General features: G+C 71.0%; 16 protein-coding genes and 1 pseudogene. 9 read left to right on the plus strand and 8 right to left on the minus strand.

Annotated elements, in window-relative coordinates; translation table 11 throughout:
* The first annotated feature begins 14 nt into the window (after positions 1-14).
* The 4 genes and pseudogenes from ACFU3E_RS08840 to ACFU3E_RS08855 all read left to right on the plus strand — a co-directional run.
* Positions 15-980: a carbohydrate ABC transporter permease gene (locus ACFU3E_RS08840; RefSeq protein WP_384154103.1), complete on the plus strand. Its 966-nt coding sequence runs from the start codon at positions 15-17 to the stop codon at positions 978-980.
* A complete protein-coding gene (locus ACFU3E_RS08845; RefSeq protein ID WP_384154105.1) occupies positions 977-1,873 on the plus strand; it encodes a carbohydrate ABC transporter permease in 897 nt (298 codons plus the stop codon). The genes ACFU3E_RS08840 and ACFU3E_RS08845 overlap by 4 nt, the downstream gene beginning before the upstream one ends.
* 11 nt (positions 1,874-1,884) lie before the next feature.
* Entirely contained in the window at positions 1,885-4,755 is a 2,871-nt protein-coding gene (locus ACFU3E_RS08850; protein WP_384154107.1) for a glycoside hydrolase family 2 TIM barrel-domain containing protein, read from the plus strand.
* Positions 4,756-4,882: 127 nt separating this feature from the next.
* Positions 4,883-5,022 (plus strand): annotated as a pseudogene (locus tag ACFU3E_RS08855) (ABC transporter ATP-binding protein); the annotation flags it as partial.
* A gap of 175 nt (positions 5,023-5,197) precedes the next feature.
* On the opposite strand, the gene ACFU3E_RS08860 reads toward ACFU3E_RS08855, so the two are convergent.
* The gene (locus tag ACFU3E_RS08860) at positions 5,198-5,359 is read right to left on the minus strand and encodes a hypothetical protein (protein WP_384154370.1); all 162 of its coding nucleotides are present in this window, start codon (positions 5,357-5,359) and stop codon (positions 5,198-5,200) included.
* A gap of 91 nt (positions 5,360-5,450) precedes the next feature.
* Between ACFU3E_RS08860 and ACFU3E_RS08865 the strand changes: the two genes are divergently transcribed.
* The 3 genes from ACFU3E_RS08865 to ACFU3E_RS08875 all read left to right on the plus strand — a co-directional run bounded on the left by ACFU3E_RS08865 (position 5,451) and on the right by ACFU3E_RS08875 (position 8,097).
* On the plus strand, positions 5,451-5,909 hold the full coding sequence (locus tag ACFU3E_RS08865) for a hypothetical protein (protein ID WP_384154109.1): 459 nt from the start codon (positions 5,451-5,453) through the stop codon (positions 5,907-5,909).
* A gap of 119 nt (positions 5,910-6,028) precedes the next feature.
* Positions 6,029-7,348: a jacalin-like lectin gene (locus ACFU3E_RS08870; protein ID WP_384154111.1), complete on the plus strand. Its 1,320-nt coding sequence runs from the start codon at positions 6,029-6,031 to the stop codon at positions 7,346-7,348.
* Positions 7,349-7,506: 158 nt separating this feature from the next.
* The gene (locus ACFU3E_RS08875; RefSeq protein ID WP_384154113.1) at positions 7,507-8,097 is read left to right on the plus strand and encodes a TetR/AcrR family transcriptional regulator; all 591 of its coding nucleotides are present in this window, start codon (positions 7,507-7,509) and stop codon (positions 8,095-8,097) included.
* 67 nt (positions 8,098-8,164) lie between these two features.
* Here the strand turns inward: ACFU3E_RS08875 and ACFU3E_RS08880 are convergent, their stop codons facing one another.
* Both ACFU3E_RS08880 and ACFU3E_RS08885 read right to left on the minus strand, forming a co-directional pair.
* Complete coding sequence (locus ACFU3E_RS08880; RefSeq protein WP_384154115.1) at positions 8,165-9,847, minus strand: DUF2264 domain-containing protein; 1,683 nt, start codon at positions 9,845-9,847, stop codon at positions 8,165-8,167.
* A 95-nt stretch (positions 9,848-9,942) separates the two neighbouring features.
* The gene (locus ACFU3E_RS08885) at positions 9,943-10,986 is read right to left on the minus strand and encodes a rhamnogalacturonan acetylesterase (RefSeq protein ID WP_384154117.1); all 1,044 of its coding nucleotides are present in this window, start codon (positions 10,984-10,986) and stop codon (positions 9,943-9,945) included.
* A gap of 196 nt (positions 10,987-11,182) precedes the next feature.
* Here ACFU3E_RS08885 and ACFU3E_RS08890 point away from each other — a divergent pair, with 196 nt between their 5' ends.
* A complete protein-coding gene (locus ACFU3E_RS08890) occupies positions 11,183-12,844 on the plus strand; it encodes a rhamnogalacturonan lyase B N-terminal domain-containing protein (RefSeq protein WP_384154119.1) in 1,662 nt (553 codons plus the stop codon).
* Positions 12,845-12,850: 6 nt separating this feature from the next.
* Here ACFU3E_RS08890 and ACFU3E_RS08895 read toward each other — a convergent pair whose 3' ends face one another.
* The 3 genes from ACFU3E_RS08895 to ACFU3E_RS08905 all read right to left on the minus strand — a co-directional run bounded on the left by ACFU3E_RS08895 (position 12,851) and on the right by ACFU3E_RS08905 (position 16,075).
* Positions 12,851-14,263: an RICIN domain-containing protein gene (locus tag ACFU3E_RS08895; protein ID WP_384154121.1), complete on the minus strand. Its 1,413-nt coding sequence runs from the start codon at positions 14,261-14,263 to the stop codon at positions 12,851-12,853.
* A 1-nt stretch (position 14,264) separates the two neighbouring features.
* Positions 14,265-15,386: a family 43 glycosylhydrolase gene (locus ACFU3E_RS08900; RefSeq protein ID WP_384154123.1), complete on the minus strand. Its 1,122-nt coding sequence runs from the start codon at positions 15,384-15,386 to the stop codon at positions 14,265-14,267.
* A 176-nt stretch (positions 15,387-15,562) separates the two neighbouring features.
* A complete protein-coding gene (locus ACFU3E_RS08905) occupies positions 15,563-16,075 on the minus strand; it encodes a hypothetical protein (protein ID WP_384154360.1) in 513 nt (170 codons plus the stop codon).
* Positions 16,076-16,396: 321 nt separating this feature from the next.
* Between ACFU3E_RS08905 and ACFU3E_RS08910 the strand changes: the two genes are divergently transcribed.
* Positions 16,397-18,505, plus strand: a complete 2,109-nt coding sequence (locus ACFU3E_RS08910; protein ID WP_384154125.1) for an autotransporter-associated beta strand repeat-containing protein — start codon at positions 16,397-16,399, stop codon at positions 18,503-18,505.
* 19 nt (positions 18,506-18,524) lie between these two features.
* Here the strand turns inward: ACFU3E_RS08910 and ACFU3E_RS08915 are convergent, their stop codons facing one another.
* The gene (locus tag ACFU3E_RS08915; protein ID WP_384154127.1) at positions 18,525-19,640 is read right to left on the minus strand and encodes an aminoglycoside phosphotransferase; all 1,116 of its coding nucleotides are present in this window, start codon (positions 19,638-19,640) and stop codon (positions 18,525-18,527) included.
* Between the two features lie 9 nt (positions 19,641-19,649).
* Positions 19,650-21,038, minus strand: a complete 1,389-nt coding sequence (locus tag ACFU3E_RS08920) for an amino acid permease (RefSeq protein WP_384154129.1) — start codon at positions 21,036-21,038, stop codon at positions 19,650-19,652.
* Positions 21,039-21,150: the final 112 nt, after the last annotated feature.

Below are 21,150 nucleotides of genomic sequence, written 5' to 3' on the forward strand. Positions count from 1 at the left end.
GGACGGACCTCGACATGTCGACGACCAAGACGCGCGACCTCGCGCGCCCCGCCGCGGCGAAGGCCTCACCGGCCAAGCCGCGGCGGGGTCTGCGGGGCAGCCCCACCTTCAACTTCTGGCTCTTCACCGGGCCGTTCCTCATCGGCCTGGCGATCTTCGTCTACGCGCCGATCCTGTGGAGCCTCTGGCTCAGCTTCTTCGAAGCCCGCTTCACCGTCACGCCCGACAAGTTCGTCGGCTTCGACAACTACGTGTACATGCTGACGAACGACGACTTCGTCGGCTCGCTTGTCACCTTCACCGTCTTCGCCGCGTTCATCGTGCCCACCACCTGGGCGCTCTCGCTGAGCCTGGCCCTGCTGGTGAACCGGCTGCGCTTCATGCGGGCGTTCTTCCGGTCGGTCTTCTTCCTGCCGACCGCGTGCAGTTACGTGGCCGCCTCGCTGATCTGGAAGATGTCCATCTTCAGCGGGGTCCGTTTCGGCCTGATGAACACGGTGCTGAGCTGGTTCGGGATCGAGAACATCGCTTGGCTGTCCGACCCCAATCCGCCCTGGTACTGGTTGGTCATCGTCACCGCGCGGCTGTGGCTCCAGTCCGGCTTCTTCATGATCCTCTTCATCGCGGCGCTGCAGAACATCCCGGACGAGCTGTACGAGGCCGCCGCCATCGACGGCGCCAAGCCGGGGTGGCAGACCTTCCGGTACATCACGCTGCCCCAACTGCGCGCCACGTCCACCGCGGTGATCCTGTTGTTGCTCATCGCCGCGTACCAGGCCTTCGACGAGTTCTACAACCTGCTGTCGAAGACCACCTGGGGCCGTCCGCCCCTCGTCGAGCTGTACTACAAGGCCCTGGGCGAGAGCCAGGACTACGGTTCCGGCAGCGCAGGTGCGGTCATCCTGACCGTGCTGATCTGTGCCGTGACCCTGTTCCAGGGCAAGATCATGGGCTTCGGAAGGGGGGAGGAATCCAAGTGACCACCACGATGCCCGAGGTGCGGAAGTCCGCGCCGTCGGCAGGCAAGCCCCGCCGCGACAAGCGCGGTGGCGGCGTGATGAGCTCCACCGGCCTCTACATAGCCACCGGGATCGCCGGCTTCCTCTTCCTGATCCCGTTCTACCTGATCATCCGCAACGCCCTCTCCACCGACGCCGAGATCACCGGAGAGAACTGGAAGTTCTTCCCCACAGACCTCCAGTGGGGCAACGTCAGCGAACTGTTCACCGACGAGACGGTGCCCTTCGGCCAGTCCCTGTGGAACTCGGCGATCGTGGCCACCCTGCACACCGTCGGTGTCCTGCTGGTGTGCTCCCTCGCGGGCTACGGCCTGGCCCGCATCCCGTACAAGCACGCCAACAAGGTCTTCTACGCCGTACTGGGCACCCTGATGGTCCCGACTGCGGTCACCTTCGTCCCGAGCTTCGTGCTGGTGTCGTCGCTCGGCTGGGTGGACACGTACCGGGGCCTCATCATCCCGGGCCTGTTCAGTGGATTCACGTGCTTCCTGTTCCGGCAGTACTTCCTGGGGTTCCCCAAGGAGCTGGAGGAGGCGGCGCGCGTGGACGGACTGGGCTACTGGGGTGCGTACTGGCGCATCGTGGTACCCAACTCGCTGAACTTCTTCGCGGCGATGGCGACCATCACCTTCATCAACGGCTGGAACTCCTTCCTGTGGCCGCTGGTCATCGGCCAGGATCCGGGATCGTGGACCGTCCAGGTCGCGCTCTCCAACTACATGACCAACCAGACCGTCGTCTTCCATCTGGTCTTCATGGCCACCGCCTTTTCCATCCTGCCCCTGGTGTTCGTCTTCCTCTTCCTCCAGCGCTGGCTGGTGCAGGGGATCGCCCAGACCGGCATCAAGGGCTAGCTAGGAGTCCGATGTCTTTCCGCACCACCTCCGTCGACTACGTCGAGGACGTCTCCCCGGGCAGCGGGGCCCTGCCGCCCCGCGCCTGGTACGCGTCCTCCGACGCGCGGTCCCTGTCGCTGAACGGCAGCTGGCGTTTCCGGCTGTCGGCCACCGCCGGCGCCGAGGACGACTCGTTCGCCGAGGCGGGCTACGAGGCCGGGGACTGGGCCGAGGTCACGGTCCCGGGGCACTGGGTCCTCCAGGGTGACGGGGCGTTCGGTTCCCCGATCTACACCAACCACCTCTACCCCTTCCCGGTGGACCCGCCGCACGTCCCGACGGAGAACCCCACCGGTGACCATCTGCGGGTCTTCGACCTGCCGTCCGACTGGCCGTCGGACGGCGGGGCGGTGCTGCGCTTCGACGGCGTCGAGTCCTGCGCCCGCGTCTGGCTGAACGGCACGGAGCTCGGCGAGTTCAAGGGCTCCCGGCTGCCGCACGAGTTCGCGGTCGGTGAGCTGCTGAAGCCGGGCGGCAACGTGCTCGCCGTGCGCGTGCACCAGTGGTCGGCGGGGTCGTACCTGGAGGACCAGGACCAGTGGTGGCTGCCGGGCATCTTCCGTGACGTCACCCTGCTGCACCGCCCGGCGGACAGCGTGGGCGACTTCTTCGTGCACGCCTCGTACGACCACACCACCGGCGAGGGCACCCTGCGCGTCGACTCCGACGTCGACGGGCGGGTGACCGTGCCGGCCCTGGGCATCGATGTCGCCACCGGCTCGCCGGTGGCGGTGGCCGTCGAGCCCTGGACCGCCGAGACGCCGAAGCTCTACGACGGGGTGCTGGCCACGGGCGGGGAGCGGGTGCCGCTGCGGATCGGTTTCCGTACGGTCGCCCTCGAGGACGGGCTGGTCAAGGTCAACGGCAGGGCCGTCCTCTTCAGGGGCGTCAACCGGCACGAGTGGCACCCCGAGCAGGGCCGCGCGCTCGACCTGGAGACCATGCGCGAGGACGTACTGCTGATGAAGCGGCACAACCTCAACGCCGTGCGCACCTCGCACTACCCGCCGCACCCGGCCTTCCTCGACCTGTGCGACGAGTACGGCCTGTGGGTCATCGACGAGTGCGACCTGGAGACCCACGGCTTCGTCGAGCAGGACTGGCGGGACAACCCGGTCGACGACGACCGATGGACCCCCGCGCTGCTGGACCGCGCCGCGCGCATGGTCGAGCGGGACAAGAACCACCCGTCGGTGGTGTTCTGGTCGCTGGGCAACGAGGCCGGCACCGGGCGGGGGCTCACCGCCATGGCCGAGTGGGTCCACGGCCGCGACCCCGAGCGGCTGGTGCACTACGAGGGCGACTGGAACTGCCGCGACACGGACGTGTACTCGCGGATGTACGCCTTCCACGACGAGGTCGACAAGATCGGGCAGGGGCTCGACGGCGGCACCCACAAGCGCCGCGAACTGCCGTTCATCCAATGCGAGTACGGGCACGCCATGGGCAACGGCCCAGGCGGGCTCGCCGACTACCAGGAGCTGTTCGAGAAGTACGAGCGGCTCCAGGGCGGGTTCATCTGGGAGTGGATCGACCACGGCGTCAAGCACGCCGAGCTGGGCTACGCCTACGGCGGTGACTTCGGCGAGGAGCTGCACGACGGCAACTTCGTGTGCGACGGTCTGGTCTTCCCGGACCGGACGCCGTCGCCGGGGCTCGTGGAGTACAAGAAGGTGATCGAGCCGGTCCACATCGAGGGCGACGGCGCGAACGGCATCGTGCGGGTCACCAACAAGCAGGACTTCGCCGACCTGTCCGCGCTGGCCTTCGAGTGGTCGTGCCAGGTGGACGGCGAGACGGTCGAGTCGGGTTCGCTGCCGGTGCCGGCGCTGGCGCCGGGCGAGAGCGGCGAGGTGAAGCTGCCGGAGCCGCCCATGGACGGCCGGGGCGGCGAACGCCAGTGGACCGTACGGGCGCTGCTCGCGGACGACACGCTGTGGGCCCCGAAGGGCCATGTCGTGGCCTGGGGGCAGTTCGCCGCGGGGGCACGGCCGCTGCCGTCCTTCCCCGCGACCGACCGGCCCGTGCGCGACGGTGACCGGTTCACCCTCGGCCCGGCCGCGTTCGACACCCGCACCGGTGCGCTGCGGTCGATCGGCGGGGTGGAGGTCGGCGCGGCGCCGCGGCTGGACGTGTGGCGGGCGCCGACCGACAACGACGACGGCGCCGAGTGGCAGACCGACACCCGCCACGGGATGCTGTGGCGCAGGCTCGGCCTGCACCGCATGCGGCACCGCCTGGTCTCGGTCGAGGCCGGCGACGACGCGCTGACGGTCCGCACCCGGGTCGCGCCCGCCGCCCGCGAGGTCGGCCTGGACACGGTGTACCGCTGGACGTCCGACGGCGAGCGGCTGCGGCTGGCCGTGTCCGTGACGCCGGAAGGCGACTGGACGGTGCCGCTGCCCCGGCTCGGCGTCCGTTTCGGGCTGTCGGAGGCCGACGCCGTGGAGTGGTTCGGCGGCGGTCCCGGCGAGGCGTACCCGGACACCCGGGCGGCGTCCATGGTGGGCCGCTGGCAGTCGACGGTGGACCGGCTCCAGACGCCGTACGTCCGGCCGCAGGAGAACGGCGCCCGTGCCGACGTCCGCTGGGTGGAGCTCGGCGGTCTGCGAATCGAGGGCGACCCGGAGTTCTGGTTCACCGCGCGGCGCTGGACCACCGAGCAGCTGGACGCGGCGCGGCACCGCACGGACCTCACGCCGGGCGACACGGTGTGGGTCAACCTCGACCACGGGCAGCACGGCATCGGCTCGCAGTCGTGCGGCCCGGGCCCGCTGCCGCGGTACTTCCTGAAGGCGGAACCGGCGGAGTTCGCGTTCGTGTTCTCGATCACCAGGTAGGACCTCGATCAATCGATTGACCGATTGATCGACATTCCGACAGGGTCGGGATGTCATCCGCGGCCGGTCGGCCCTCGAAGCCGGCCGGCCGCAACTGTCTCCCCCCACGAGGAAGCCGGTGGGTCAGTTGAGTGTCGCCATCGAGGTCCGCGGACTGTCCCGCACCTTCCACACCACCGTCCGCCGCCCCGGATTCCTGGGCGCCGTCAGATCATGGTCAATCCGGAGCGGGTGGCCAAGCACGCCGTCACCGACATCACCTTCGACGCGGTGATTCCCCGGCGGCGCTCCCGGCGCCGCAGACGCGAACCGATCCGCATCCGCGGCCGCCGCGTGCGCGCCGCGGACGTTTCCGCGTGGAGAGATCACCATGGTGCGCGACAACAGGACCCCCCGGGTCGTCCCCGGCCGTACGCCCGAGCAGACGCTGAGGGCCTTCACCTCACAGGCGACCGCCGACCCCGGCGTCGTCGGCCTGGTCCTCAGCGGCTCGAGGGTCCACGACGGCAGGCCGACCCACCGCTCCGACTACGACCTGCACGTCGTCGTCCTCGACGAGACCGTCCCGGCCCTGGCCGAACTGGACCGCTTCCGCTCGGCCCACCTCGACCTCGTGGTCGTCACCCTCGCGGAGTTCCGCACCCGGGGGATGCCGGCCCGACAGCTTCGCGCGGTCCTCCTACGTCCACGCCGAGGTGCTGCTCGACCGGCTGGACGGGACGATCGCCCGGATCCTCGACGAGAAGCGGACGCTCGGCGCCGACGAGGTCCGGACCGCGGTCGACGGCTGGCTCGACGCCTACGTCAACCAGACCTACCGCTCCCTGAAGAGCTACCGCGACGACCGGCCCGACCTGGGCCACCTGGACGCCGCCGAGTCCGTCCCGTGCGCCCTGGAGGTGCTCTTCGCCCTGCACCGCCGTGTCCGGCCCGACAACAAGTACCTGCGGTGGGAGCTGGAGCGGCGGCCGCTGGGCGACCCCCGGTGGGAGGCGTCCGGGCTCCTACCCGTCCTGCGGCGCATCCTGGCCGACGGCGACCCGCCCACCCAGCGCGCGCTCTTCGCCGGTATCGAGGAAGCGTCACGCCGGGCCGGTCACGACGAGGTCCTCGACGCCTGGGGCACGGACCTGGAGCTCCTGCGCCACCGGTGACGCACTCGTTCCCCACTGTTTCCCCGAATCCCCTTGCGCCCCACGGCGTTGCCCTCGAACCTGAGCACTGCTCACCTCTCTTTCCCTGCTGGGCTCCCCCGACCTGAGACAGGACCCCCATGAGACGACTGACCGGTGCCCTCACCGCCGCCGTGCTGGCGGTGACCGGCCTCACCACCACGGGCGCGCCGACCGCCACCGCCGCGGACTCCGGCTCCTTCGACGTCCTGACGTACAACATCGCGGGCCTCCCCCTCGGCCTCGGCGACAGCGACCCCGAGACCAACACCCCGCTGATCGGGCAGCGGCTCGGGCCCTACGACATCGTGAACGTGCAGGAGGACTTCAACTACCACGCCTCGCTGTACGCCAACGACAAGCACCCGTACCGCACGGCGACCAGCGGCGGCGCGGTCTTCGGCGACGGCCTCAACACCCTCTCGGACCACTCCTTCGAGGACTTCCAGCGGGTGAGGTGGAACGACTGCACCGGCACCAACTGCCTGACGCCTAAGGGGTTTTCACTCGCGCGGGTGAGGCTGGCCGAGGGTACGTTCGTCGACCTGTACAACGTGCACACCAACGCCGACGCGACCGATGATGCGCTGGCGGCCCGCCGGGCCAACATCGAGCAGCTCTCCGACTTCATCCGGGCGAACTCCTCCGGCAACGCGGTGATCGTCATGGGCGACACCAACACGCGGTACACCCGCACCGGCGACAACATCCGCACCCTGCTGTCGCAGAACGGGCTGACCGACGCGTGGGTCGAGCTGGTGAAGGGCGGCACGCCCCCGGCCCCGGGCAGCGACGCGCTGGTCTGTGACAAGGCGGCGCCGACGGACGACTGCGAGGTGGTGGACAAGGTCCTCTACCGGGGCGGCGAACTCGTCGGCCTCGACGCGACCCGCTACCACAACGACTGGGCGGCCTTCCTCCGCTCCGACGGCAAGCACCTTTCCGACCACTTCCCGCACACGGTCGGGTTCTCCTACACGCTCAACTCCTCGCTGCGGGCGAGCGACTTCTTCGGCGGCCCGCACGGCACGGCCTTCAACGACGCGGACGACCTGCCGGCGACCCCCGCGCCCCGCACCCTCACCCTGCGCGGCGGCGCCCGTCTGGACGCGGTCTCGTTGACCCACGACGGCGGTACGGCCCTGACCCACGGCGGCACGGGCGGCACGGCGACCTCACTGACGCTGGCCGCCGGCGAGCACCTGACCTCGGTGAAGCTGACGCAGGGCCAGAAGGACGGCCGTACCCGGGTCTTCTCGGCGTCCTTCACGACGGACAGGAACCGCACCCTGTCCGCCGGCACGGCCACGTCCGACGCGAAGACCTTCACGGCCCCGTCCGGCTGGCAGATCGTGGGCTTCACCGGCCGCGCGGGCGACGAAGTCGACAAGCTGGGGGTGGTGTACGCGCCGGTCCGCTGAGGAGACCGCCCGTCCTGAAGCAGGTGGTCCGTGAACGAAGGCCGTGGCCGTGGCGTACGAACGCCCTCGAGCCCCACCCGGGCGGCTACGATCGCTCCCGGCTCCTGTGGGGCCTCACCGACGACACGGCCCCCTTCGAGAGGCAGCCCCGAGTCCCCATGCCCAGAGCCGGTCTCACCCCCGAGCGCCTCGTCGCGGCCGCGGTCGAGCTCGCCGACGAGGTCGGGGCCGAGGGTGTCACCCTCTCCGCCCTGGCCCGCCGCTTCGGGGTGAAGGACGCCAGTCTGTACACCCACGTCCGGAGTCTGAAGGACCTGCGGGCCCGTATGGCCCTCCTCGCCGGGGGCGAGATGATCGACCGGATCGCGGCGGCGGTCGAGGGGCGGGAGGCCGGCAGGGACACGCTCGCCGCCTTCGCCGCCGCCTACCGCGCCTATGCCCTGGAGCACCCCGGCCGGTACGCGGCGACGCAGATCCGCATCGACCCGGAGCTCGTCACCGGCTCCCCCGCGATGCGTCGCACCGCCGACGTCACCTATGGCATGCTCCGCGCCTACGGCTTGGAGGAACCCGACCTCACCGATGCCGTGCGCCTGCTGCGCAGCACGTTCCACGGCTACTGCGCCCTGGAGTCCACCGGTTCCTTCGGCGCGCCCCGTGACGTGCAGGCCTCCTGGGACAGGGCGATCGACGCCCTGCACGCAGTGCTGCTGAACTGGCCCGGCGAGAAGCGGACACCCGACGGCTGAACGGGCCCGCCCCGACGCGAGGGCCGGGGCGGCCGAAGTACGTCGGACACGGGTGAGGCAGCACGTCTCATTCGACGTGCACGCCGGAGCCGTCCAGCCGGACCCGCACCTCGGCCCCCGTGCTCCAGCGGACCGTCAGCTCCCCCTCACCGGAGGCGGTTACGGCGACCGTTTCCGCCAGCGGAACGGGATCCGCCTCGGCGGTGAGCCGGGCCAGGGCGACGAACAGGGTGGTGTCCCCGGTGGTGACGCCGGTGAGGTCGTCGCCGAGGCCGACGGCGGGCAGCAGTTCCGCCCGGACACCGTCCGGTGCGGACCAGCCGGTCACGCGGACCGCCGTCCCCGGCTCCGCGCCCGTCACCAGATGCGCACGCACCTCCGCCGCCCCACGCGCCAGCACCACGCTCGTCACCCGCGCTCCCCCGCCCGTCGTGTGCCGGGACGCCACCCAGCCCTCGCCCACGCCGAGCGGTTCGATGCCGGTCCGGCTCGGGTCGCCGGCGACGACCACACTGTTGTCGTACGACTTGGCGGGGGCCGTCACGGTCGAATACGCCAGCCGCGTGTAGTACGGGTCGTAGCGGACGTCCTCGCTGCCGTGGTTGTGGAGGCGGACGACGCCGTCGGAACGGGTGGACTGGAGCAGCCAGTTGGGCGGTCCGACGGGGGTGACGGCGTCCGCGCGTTCGGAGGGACCGGGGTGCTCCGGTGCCGTCCAGACCTCGTGGTCCGGCGGGAGGAGCAGGCCGAGGAAGCCTTTGCTCGCCCAGTAGGGGGAGGCCGGGCCGGAGTAGCCCTGCAGGACGGACTCGTCGGGGCCGTGCCAGCCGAGGGAGAGCAGGCCCCGGTCGTCCACCGCGCCCCGGTCGAGGAAGTACTTCAGCGCCCCCGAGGCCAGCCGCCGGGTCTCGCCGGGGGGCAGGGGCGTACGGCCGGTCAGCGCGCCCAGCCACAGCGGGGCCGTCGTGGCGAAGCGGTACGTCAGGGAACGGCCCTGGTGCATGGGGGCGCCGTCGCCGCCGAACAGGCGGGCGTAGTCGCGGAGGTGCCGGGAGAGGCGGTCGCCGTACAGCGCCAGCAGCCGCTCGTCCTGCTCCAGCCAGGCGTGCAGCACCGGGTAGAGGTGCATCGCCCAGCCGTTGTAGTAGTCGTACTTGCGGCCGTCGCCGTCGGTGTACCAGCCGTCGCCGACGTACCACTGCTCGATGCGCTCCAGGCCGCGGTCGATGGCCGCGCGGGAGGCGGCCGGCTCGTGGCCGATCTCGGCGAGGAAGCCGCCCACGGTGACCGGGAACAGCTCCCAGTTGCAGGGCCAGGGCTCAGAGGTGAGGGCGCCGGCCAGCCAGGCGGCCGTCCGCTGGCGTACGCCCTCGTCCAGTCGGTCCCAGAGCAGGTCCCGCGTGAGGCGGAGGGCCAGGGCGATGGACGCCGCCTCCACGAGGGGCTGGCTGCGGTCCTCGATTCGGGGCCAGACACCCGAGACGCCGGCGGCGAGGCCGGTCGCGTAGCGCTCCAGGGCCTTCTCGTCGCGGCGGAAGGCGGCGAGCAGCAGGGTGCGGGCGTAGCCCTCCAGGCCGTCGGAGAGGCGGCCCGACCAGCCGGCCCGGTCGCCGGGCAGGTGGTAGAGCGCGCGGTCCTCGCTCGCGTACGGCTCGACGGCGGTGAGCAGGGAGTCGGCCGCCGCCTCCCAGTGGGCGCGGGTGTAGCCGGTGATCGGGGACGTCGTGCGGTCGGCGGGAGGCAGCTGCATCGGATGTCTTTCGTGCTCGGGCCGGTCGGAACGGATCGGACTCGGAACGGATCGGGCCTGGAGCGCCCCGGTTCCGGTCGGGGCGCCCCAGGGGTTCATCCCACCCGCACCGTGCCCTTCGGCACCAGATGCCGGGTGACGAGTTCGTCGCGGACGAGGCCCGCGTAGGCCGTCGCACCGCGCACGGAGGTGTGCGTGTTGTCACGCGCCTCGTTGTAGAGGTACAGCGCCTTGGAGCCTTCCACGCCGAGGGACTCCACCAGCGCCTTGGTCTTCGCCGTGAGGTCGATCAGCGGGACGTCCCGCGCCGCGGCGACCGAGCGGATGACGGCCGGGTGGTCGACACCGAGGCCGTTGACCAGGAGCGCGGTTCCGTTGTTCAGCGTGCCGTCGGGGTTGAACCAGCGCCGCACGATGGGGGTGACAAGGACCGGCCGTCCGCCCCGCTCCCGGACGCCCGCGACCAGGGTCTCCAGGTTGGCCCGGTAGGTGGCCTCGTCCGTGGTCTTGTCGTTGTGCGCGAGCTGGACGAGAACCAGATCGCCGGGGCGGATCAGGGGCCGTACGGTGGCCCACAGTTGCGGGTTCCCCAGATACGAGACCGTACTCTCCCCGGAATCGGCGTAGTTGGCCACGGACACGCCCTTGCGGAGGAACTGGGGAAGCTGCTGGCCCCAGCCGGAGTAGGGGTCGCCGGGCTGGTCGCAGACCGTGGAGTCGCCGACCAGGAAGATCTGGCGCGCGTGCCGGGCGGGTGTGACCTTGATGCCGGCCAGGGCGGGGGCGGTACCGCCGATCCGCAGGTCGAGGCCGGGGGTTCCCTCGGGTCCGGTGGGCTCGCCCTCGGGGGTGCGGACGTTCACGGTGAAGCTGCGGGTGACACGTTCGCCGGCCGGGGCGGCCGTCTCGGGAAGGAGGGCGCGGCGGGTCTCGCCGCTGATGCTCGTGCTGGACGCGGCCTCCCCGCCGAGCGTGACGCGGACGTCGTACGTGCCCGGCGGGACGTCGAAGTGGCAGGTGCCGGCGGTGCAGTGGGCGAGGCCCGGCCTTCCGCCCCCTTCGCCGGCCTGGGCGGGTGCGGACGACAACGCGGCACCCAGGGTCACCGCCGCCACGACGGCGATGCTGAAACGTCTCACTCCGGGCTCCTCCCAGCGGACGACAAGACCTGGAGGGGGACCGTACCCGTCCGGACAAGCGCTTTCTAGACCTCGAACAGCATTCACCTGATCTTCGATCCCACTTGAGCGAAAGCCCTTTCGCGAAATCGATTCAACTGTCACCCTCGCTCCCACCACACTCCCCTCCCCCCCACCTTCCGCAGGAGGCACCCCCATGCCCGGACCCACGAACAGACCGGTCGGCCGCCGCGCCGTCGTGCTCGGCGCCACCGCCGTCGTCGGCGCCGCCCTCACCGGGACGGGACACGCCGCCGGTTTCGGCCACACCGACGACGGCTCCCACTACGTCGTCGACACCGGCGCCCAGTTGGTCTTCAAGGTCAGCAAGTCCACCGGCGACCTCACCTCCCTGGTCTACCGGGGCACGGAGTACCAGGGCTACGGCGGCATGAACTCGCACATCGAGTCCGGCCTCGGCGCCTCCGCCGTGAGCATCAAGCAGTCCGGTCCCACGATCCTGATCTCCGTCACCCACGGCACGCTGAAGCACTACTACGCGGCCCGCAGCGGCGAGAACAACATCTACCTGTGGACCGACAAGGCCGACACCTCCGTCTCGGCCACCCGCTACATCGTGCGCGTGAAGAAGGGCGCGTTCCTCAACGACGAACCCGACTCCTACACCTACGCGCCCACCGCCATCGAGGCCTCGGACGTCTTCCGGAAGCCCGACGGCCAGACCCGCTCCAAGCACTACTCCAGGCGGCGCGTCATGGACTACGACCACATCGGCTGGTCCGCCGGCGGCGTCGGCCTGTGGATGGTCCGCAGCAACCACGAGAAGGCCTCCGGCGGGCCCTTCTACCGCTCCCTGCTCCGCCACCAGAGCGCGGACGGCGGCGGCCTGTACGAGATCCTCTACTACGGGCAGAATCAGACCGAGGCGCAGCGCTTTGGCCTCCAGGGCCCGTACGTCATCGCCTTCACGGACGGCGGGGCCCCCTCCCCGGCGCTGTTCCCGGGCACACTGACCACGCCGTGGGCCGACTCGCTCGGCATCCCGGGGTACGTCCCGGCGAGCGCCCGGGGCAGGGTGGCGGGGGTCGGGATCTCCGGGCGGGACACGGCGTACCCGTACACGGTGGGCCTGGCCAACGCGGCCGCGCAGTACTGGGGTCCGGCGCGCTCCTCGGACGGCTTCTTCTCCGTCCCGGGTGTGCTGCCGGGCACGTACACGCTGACCGTCTTCAAGGGCGAACTGGCGGTGTACACGACGTCGGTGAACGTGTCGGCGGGCAGCACGACCACCCTGAACACGATCGCGATCCCGTCCTCCAACGACCCGTCGAACGCGAGCGCGATCTGGCGGATCGGCGACTGGAACGGCACGCCGGGCGGGTTCAAGAACGCGGACCTGATGACGTACGCGCACCCCTCCGACGTCCGGGCCGCGTCCTGGACGGGGAACGTCGTCATCGGCGACGGCGAGACGGCGGCCTTCCCCTGCTACCTCTGGAAGGACGTCAACAGCGGCATCCTGGTGTACTTCCGGCTGACCGCAGCCCAGGCCGCCGCCGCGCACACCCTGCGGATCGGGGTGACGACGGCGTACGCCAACGGCCGTCCGCGGGTGACGGTCAACGACGCCTGGACGTCCGCCGTCCCCTCCCCGCCCACCCAGCCGAACACCCGGTCGCTGACCAACGGTTCGTACCGCGGCAACAACCACACGTTCACGTACAGCGTCCCGGCGTCCGCCTGGAAGACGGACACGAGTCAGTACAACGTGCTCAGGATCGACGTGGTGAGCGGGTCGGGGGCGAGCGGGTTCCTCAGCGCGGGGACGGCGGTCGACGCGATCGACCTGCTGGCCTGAGCCGGGTCAGGTCCCGCGCGTCCACTGCTGGTTGGTGCCTCCGTTGCACGTGTACGTGATGAGAGCGGCGCCGTTGGCGGTGGACGCGCCGTTCACGTCGAGGCACTCGCCGCTCGCGCGGGACTTGACGTTCACGTACGAGCCGGTGGTGGTCAGCGACCACTGCTGGCTCGCCGCGGAGGAGGAGCAGTTCTCCTGCGTGACCGTGGTCGCGTTCTCCTGCACGCAGAGGCTGCTGTTCCGGACCATCAGCTGGTAGTAGCCGCCTCCGGCGGACTTGAACCAGTACTTCTGGTTGGTGCCGCCGTTGCAGTCGTACTGCTTGAGCTGGGCGCCCGCCCGGAGCGACTGGCTCGTCACGTCCACGCACTTGGAGGAGTGGCGGGCGATCAGCGTGTGGTACGTGGCGCTGGTGCCGGTGACGGTCCCGGCCGCCGTGTCGATCGTGACCTCGGGCGACCAGGACATGGACATGGTGGTCGGGTTGGAGAAGGCCAGCGGCAGCCACACGTACCGCGAGTCGTTGACGGTGCCGCCGAAGGAGTTGCCCCAGCGGTCGCCCAGGTAGAGGTACGAGGTGCCCGAGGTGCCCTGCACCGGCAGGACGAACGCGGTCTGCGAACCGTACGTCGTCGAGTCGCCGATGTTCTTCATGGCCGACCAGGGGCCGCCGATGCTGGTGGCCGTGGCGTACTGCTGCTGGTTGGGGTTCCAGCCGGTGGCGCCCGAGGTCAGCATGAAGTACACGCCGTTCCGCTTGAACAACGCGGGCGCCTCGCGGTGGCCGCCGGGCCAGGGGTTGGCGACCAGGCTCGCGATGCCGGTGTAGTCGGCGGTGAGGCGGTAGATCTGCAGGTCGTAGTTCTCGCGGGCGGCGGAGATCATGTAGCCGGCGCCGTCGGTGTCGACGAAGACCGTGATGTCACGCGACATGTGCCGGCCGAGCGGACGGAAGCTGCCCTTCCAGGTGTAGTCGCCGTCGACGGTGTCGGAGACGGCGACGGCGGCGCGGGCCTCGCTGTAGTCGGTGCCGTTCTCCTTGTGCATCCACATCACGAACGTGCCGGTGGCCGCGTTGTACATGACCTTCGGCCGCTCGATCTTGGCGGTCGCCAGCTCCGGGTCGGTGGCCTCGGTCAGGACGTGGTTGCGGAACTCCCAGTTCTTCAGGTCGGTCGAGCGGTAGGCGTCGACGTACCGGAAGGTGTTGTCGGCGTTGCGGTGCTCGCCGAACCAGTAGTAGTAGGAGCCGACCTTGAGGACCCCGCCGCCGTGCGCGTGCACGGGGTTGCCCGAGGTGTCCTTGAACTGGGTGCCGTTGGTGACGCTCTGGGGTGCGGCCTGGGCGGGGCCGGCGGTGGCGAGGGCGCCGAACAACCCGAGGCACAGGGCGAGGAGGGCGGCGTACGCACGTCTCATGTCATTCACCCGCCGTGGCTGTGTCGGCGACCGGTATGCCGAAGTCCGGGGTGCCGTCCGGCTTCCAGCCGAGCTTCTGGATACGGGTGTGCCGGTTGGGGTCGTTCAGCGGGTCGCCGTTGATCTCCTTGTACTGGCGGGCGTGGTAGACGAGGACGTCGGTGCGGCCGTCCTCGGCGACGGTGAAGCAGCTGTGGCCGGGGCCGTACTGCTTGGTGGTGTCGTTGCTGGTGAAGACCGGCGTCGGCGACTTGGACCAGCTCACGGGGTCCAGGAGGTGGCTGTCGGCGTCGGCGGTCAGCAGGCCCATGCAGTAGTTGGAGTCGGTGGCGCTGGCCGAGTACGTCATGAACAGGCGGCCGTTGCGCGTGATGACGTACGGGCCCTCGTTGACCTTGAAGCCGATGCGCTCCCAGTCGTACTCGGGGGTGGAGAGCCGGACCTGCGGGCCCTTCAGGGTCCAAGGGTTCGCCATCTCGGACAGGAAGATGCCGGTGTTGTTGTCCATGCCGGGCTCGTGCTGCGCCCAGGCGAGGTAGCGCTTGCCCCGGTGGGTGAAGGTGGTGGCGTCCAGGGAGAAGGTCTCCCAGGCCGTCTTCACCTGGCCCTTCTCCACCCAGGTGCCCTTGAAGGGGTTGGGGTGGCAGTTCTCCAGCACCCAGATGCGAATCGCCCAGACGTCCTCGGCGGGCGCGGAGGCGAAGTAGATGTACCACTTGCCGCCGATGCGGTGCAGTTCGGGCGCCCAGATGTGCGCGCCCATGGGGCCGGTGGCGTGGGCGCGCCAGATCACGGACTCGTCCGCCGTGCCCAGGCCGTTCAGGGTGCGGGAGCGGCGCAGGATGATGCGGTCGTACTCGGGGGCGGTGGCGGTGAAGTAGTAGAAGCCGTCCTTGTGCCGGTTGATGTGCGGGTCGGCGCGGTTGCGGACGAGCGGGTTCACGAGGGGGGCCGGCCTCGGGTGCCTGGCGGGTGTTCCGGCAGCGGATTCTCCCTGGGGCGCTGCCTCGGCGACGCCGGGGAAGGCGGGGACGGCGGCCAGGGCACCGGCGGCTGCGGCGCCCTTCAGCAGCAGCCTGCGGCTGGGGGGGTCGGGCAGAGCGTGGTCGCGGTCGCGGCTCATGCGGTGGGGCCTGCCTCTCACTGGGGGACACACGGCGTTGTCTGACGTGTCGTCTGAGATCTCGAACACCATCTGTCATTACGAACGCCGAAAAGGTAAGGGTGTGTCACGGGGAGGTCAACGGGTCTGACGGGACGAAGACGGCCCGGTCCGGGAAACCGTCGCAACCATAGGGGTCATGCCTGTCCCCGTGCCCGGTGCCGCTTCGCGTACGACCAGGTCACCGCGGTCATCAGGGCCGGGATGGCGAACAGCGGGGCGAAAGCGAATCCCCAGACCGTCTGTGCCGTACCGCTCGACATGTACGTCTGGCTCTCGACGGTGAAAGCGACCACGAGTTGCCACAGTGCCACCAGGACCAGGACGCCCGAGGCGGTCCAGGCCAGCGGGGTGAGGACCCTGGGGTGCAGCGGCCTCCACCGGTCGCTGACGAGCAGCAGCGGAAACAGAGCGGCCAGCTCGGTGAGGACGGAGAGGCCGACGACGTATGCGATGCCCCAGCCCGGGATGTCGAAGACATCGCGCAGCACTTGGTTGCTGTATCCCACATAGACACCGGATGCCATGGCGATGCGCCACAGGCCGGACGGGACGGCGCACAGAGCGATGGCGTGGGCGGCGCGGCGAGCCCAGACGGGCGCAGGTGCGGAGGCGGGGAGAGGGGCGGTCGCTGTCGTCATGACGTACATGCTGGCCCGGGACATGGCGGCCACGCTTCGTCCGCTACGGCGGACCGTATCCGCCCTGCGAATGAGAGCGCACCCGCTGAGGGAGGACCTGAGGAGGGCTCACTCGCCGCACCAGCCGGGGTATCCACCGTCCAGCGAGCGAGGACCTCGCGACCAGCCCGATGGACGCTCGAGGTCACGGCACCAGGCGCTGCGTGCGGGCCGCGCAGCACTACGGGGTCGATTCATCGTCACCGCTTCCCGCCCGCCGTGGCATCGGCACCGGACCGGCAATCGCCGATTTTCTGTTATCGGCCGCCCGCCGCCCGCGTCTCCCCTCCCGTGCGCAGTCTCACCCACACCACAGCAGCGGCCGCCGGTGTCCTCGCGGCGGTCGCCTCCCTCCTCGCCGCTCCCCCGGCGGCGGCCGCCGGCCCCCGGGACGTCACCGCCGACGTGCTGGCCGGCCGGGACGTGACGCTCACCGGCGACACGGCCGTCACCGTGCCGCCGGGGACGACGACGTACGACGGCGTGTTCCGCGGCGAGGGCACGCTCACGGTGCGCGGCCGCGGGACGCTGGTCCTCACCAGGGACAGCGACTTCACGCTCCCCCGGGCCCGGCAACGCCAGCGCGTGCGGACGGCGGGCGGCAACCATCCATACGTCACCGTCACCCGGCCCGACCCTCCCGCGGTCACGGTCGAGCGCGGGGCGACGCTCCAGTACGGCGACGGCGGGACGACGGGCCTGATCGGCCACTTCCCGTACAACACCCCGGCGTTCCGCCTCAACCAGGACAACATCCGGGTCGACGGCACCCTGCGGCTGTCGCTGAGGAGCGCGTACAACCTGGGCACCATCAGCGGCTCCGGGCTGATCACCCAGCCGAGGTTCCTGTGGGGCACCTGGGACCTGTCGGGCACGCACCCCTTCTCGGGGGTGATCGACAACGGCACCCAGCTGAACGCGGGCCGCCCGGAGTACGCGACGTCGCTGCCGGACGTCCGCAAGGTCCTCAACCAGGGCACCTGGACCGTCGACACCCCGCTGGGCCGCACGGTCACGATGGGCATGGACTTCTACCAGCGCGAGTACGGCAGCGACATCAACGTCCAGTCCAGGCCGGGCGGCAAGGTCGTGCTCACCGGCCAGTACAGCTGGTCGGACCGGGGCGGCGACAACGACCCGTCGCTCAGCGACCCGGCCCTCAACTGGACGCCCGCCCGCAAGAACGTCAACAAGCGCGGTACCAACATCAAGGGCGCGAACGTCCAGTGGGGCGACGGCACCACGAACAGGATCTTCATGCCCGGCACCGCCGAAACGGTCTACATCAACCTCCTGGCCGCACGCTCCCGTTCCCGCCTCACCTTCGACTACGACGGCCCGGTGACGCTCGGCGCCCCCATCGGCGGCGGCAGGTTCCACGACACCCTCTCGGCCCCCGGCGCCGGCGACATCGTCGTCGCCGGAACCCCCGGCAACGACGTGACCTTCGCGGCCGTCCAGCACTACGACGGCTCGACGACGGTCGAGAAGGGGGCGGTGCTGCGCCTGGGCAGCGGGAAGCGCGGCGGGGACGGCGGGCTGTACACGGCAGGCGCCCGCTACAAGGTCGTCAACGACGGCTCACTCGTCCTGCGCAACACGAAGCGGCCTCTCACCCTCTCCCGCATCAGCGGCAGCGGCTCGCTCACCCAGTCGGGAACCGCCACGACGACCCTGACGGGCCCCGCCGTCACGTACACCGGGACGACCACCGTCTCCCAGGGCACCCTGGCCCTGCGAAAGGGCGCCACGCTCACGCACAGCCGGGCCATACGGCTCACGGCGGCCGGGGCACGGCTGGACGCCGGTACGGCGGGCCTGCGCGTCGCGACCACGCTCACCGGCAAGGGCACGGTCGCGGGAGCGGTGACGAACGAAGGTGCCGTGACGACCGGCCTCACCGTGCACGGCGCCTACACGCAGAGCTCCAAGGGCACCCTGGTCCTGCGCGGCAAGCCGCTGAAGGTGACGGAAACGGTACGGCTGGCAGGGGACCTCGACGTCTCGGCCCTCGCAGGCCGGGGCCGGTCTGCTCGTGAGGTCACCGTCCTCGACCACAGGGGCGACGGCAGGATCTCGGGAACGTTCAAGGGGCTGCGGCAAGGCGCCCGCCTGAAGCTCGGCGACACCACCTACCGCATCGACTACCGGGCGGGAGACGGGAACGACGTCGCCCTGACCGCGGAAACCACCCCGAGTCCCTCCCCGACTGCGCCCGGAGAGTCCGCGTCCGGCGCCGTGGCAGCCCGGAGCGCCGGCGCGTCGGAGGACGTCGGTTTCGGCTGGTGGCCGTACGCCCTCGGGCTGGCCCTCGTCGTCAGCCTCGCCGTGCCGATGGCGACGCGACGCGGCCGGGGCCGGCGACGGGGCGGCCGGCACGCGGGCCAGGCGCGGCGGTGAGGCGCAGGAACGCGGGGGATCAGCGGCCGCTCGGCGCCTCCGGGAAACCGAGTCGGGGAGCCAGCAGCCGGGCCTCGGCCGCCCAGTCGGCGAGGAGGGCGAGGGTCAGGCCGCGTTCGCGGTAGCGGAGTCCGGCGGGGACGGCGCCGTGGCCGCCGTAGGCCGGCTGCTCGTCGTCCGCCCGGGCGAGCATCAGCGCGGTGAGCCAGTCGTACTTCACGGCGGAGGCGCACACGCCGAGCCGTACGAGCCGTTCGTCGCCGCGCCAGCCGCTCTCGCGCAGGCCCTGCACGTACGCGTCGTACGCCGCCTTGGCCAGGCCGGGGAGGTCGGCGGCCGGGACGAACAGGTCGAAGACGGAGTCGGGGAGGTAGTTGCCGAGGTCCTCGCCGAGCGCGCCGTCCCCGGCGAACGCCCAGTCGAACAGGACGCTGTCGCGGCCGTCGGAGCGGACGTTGGCCGGCCACTGGTCGAGATGGCAGAAGGCCCGCGGTAGGGACTCCATGACCGTGAGGAACCACTCGCGGTCGTGGTGGAGGCGGACCATGTCCTCGCGCAGGCCCGCCGGAAAGTGCTCCCGGACCAGGGGGTGTCGCCAGGCCTCGTCGTCGTCGAGCAGCTCCTGGCCCGTCCTCTTGCAGGCTGTGTAGTCGCGCAGGAAGCACTGCGACAGCCACGGCCGGTCCTCCCCAGCGCCCACCGCGCCCTGGGCGGCCCCGAGCCGGTGCGCGTGCTCGACGTGCCGGGCGAGCGGCCAGGCCGCCGCCGGTTCGCCCGGCACGTCCTCCAGCCACAACGCCACGTCGCCGTCCGGGCGTTCGACACACTCCAGCAGCCGGGGCGCGCGGATGCCGTGCCGCTGCCAGACCTGGGCGAGCCCCGACTGGTAGACGTACGCCTCCCGGCGCCAGAAGTTCCAGTGCCGGGGGTCGTTGGAGGCGGCCCACGAGACGCTGGTCTCCTTCGTCCGCGTCAGCACCTTCACGACGGCCGACCGGCCGCCGCCACCGACCCGCCACACCCCGGCCGTGACACCGTTCCACGGGTTGTGCGTGAGCGGCTCGAACACCGCCCGGTCCGCCGGGACTCCCAGGACCTCACGTACTTCGGCATGTGCGACAGCGACCTCGGGCATCCCCCGATGCTATGCCGACACCTCCGCCGTGTCCTTGCGTCCCCGCAGCCACACGTACACCGGAATCCCAGCGAACAGGAACAGCACCCCCTGGTAGACGGCGGCGTATCCGGCGCCCGCGATCAGCCAGAACGAGAAGCCGAAGGAGAGGGCGGCGACGATCAGATCGCGGACCAGGCCCGCGGGGCGGACGCGTTCGCGGGTACCGCGGGCCAGCCAGTACAGCTGGGCGGCGGCCGACAGCAGGTACGGCACGCAGCCGGTGAACGTGGTGATCAGGACGAGGACGCGGAAGGTGGTGTCCGGGCCCGCCGTGTAGTTGAGGGCGATCAGGAGCGTGCCGAGGACCGCGCAGGCCCAGACGCCGAAGCCGGGGACGCCGCCCTTGCCGACCCGGGCGAAGGGCGCGGGGAAGAGACCGTCGCGGGCGGCGGCGTACGGCATCTGCGCGGCCATGAGGATCCAGCCGTTGAGGCAGCCGGTGATCGAGGCGACCGCGACCAGGGCGATGACGACGCCGCCCCAGCCGCCGCCGGTCATCGCGTTGACGGCGTCGGCGAACGGGGCGCCGGAGTCGACGAGTTCACTGTGCGGGACGAGGCCGAAGACGGCGACCGTGCCGAGGATGTAGACCAGGGCCGAGGCCAGGGTGCCGAGGACGCTCGCCCGGCCGACCGTGCGCTCCGGGTCGCGCACCTCGCCCGCGCTGACAGCGGCTGACTCGACCCCGAGGAAGCTGTAGAGCAGCAGCGCGGCGGAGGCGGCCAGCGCGCCGGAGACGCTCTGGCCGGAGGCGTTGAACGGTCCGAAGTTGTCCGCGTCGACGAAGAACAGGCCGACGGTGGCGAGGAGGAGCAGCGGGACGAACTTCAGGACCGTGGAGACGACCTGCACCGTGCCGACCCACCGGGTGCCCGCGAAGTTGGCGGCGGCGGGCAGCCAGAGAGCGGCCATGGCGACGGCTGCCTGGAGGACGTGGTTGCCGTGCAGGGGTATCAGGACGTCGACGTAGCCGACGACCGCGACGGCCAGGGCGGCGATGCTGACCCAGCACATCGTCCAGTACGACCAGGCCGACAGGAACCCGGCGAACTCGCCGAAGGCGTCCCGCGGGTAGACGTAGAGCCCGCCGGTGACCGGGCTGCGCCGCGCCAGCCTGCCGAAGAGCAGCGCGAGCAGCACCGCGCCGACCGAGAGCACCAGGAAGGCGAGCAGGCTGATCGTGCCGTAGGGGGCGACGGTGGCGGGCAGGGCGAAGATGCCGCCGCCGATGATGTTGCCCATGACGAGGGCCGTGGCGGCGGCGAGGCCGAAGGTGCGGCGGGGAGCGGGCGCCGGGGCGGCGGCTTCGCCCGGCTCGGTGGATCCGGCGGCCTCGGCGGGGCTGGGGACGGTCATGGGCGTTCCTGACGAGCGGAGGGGGGAGGGTCGTGATCGTAACCCGCCGTCCCACATGCTGGTCGACCTGTTCACGCAATGGACACGATCGGCTGGGGTCCGCCCCCGGGTC

Source organism: Streptomyces sp. NPDC057424 (assembly GCF_042803315.1).
Lineage (GTDB): Bacteria > Actinomycetota > Actinomycetes > Streptomycetales > Streptomycetaceae > Streptomyces.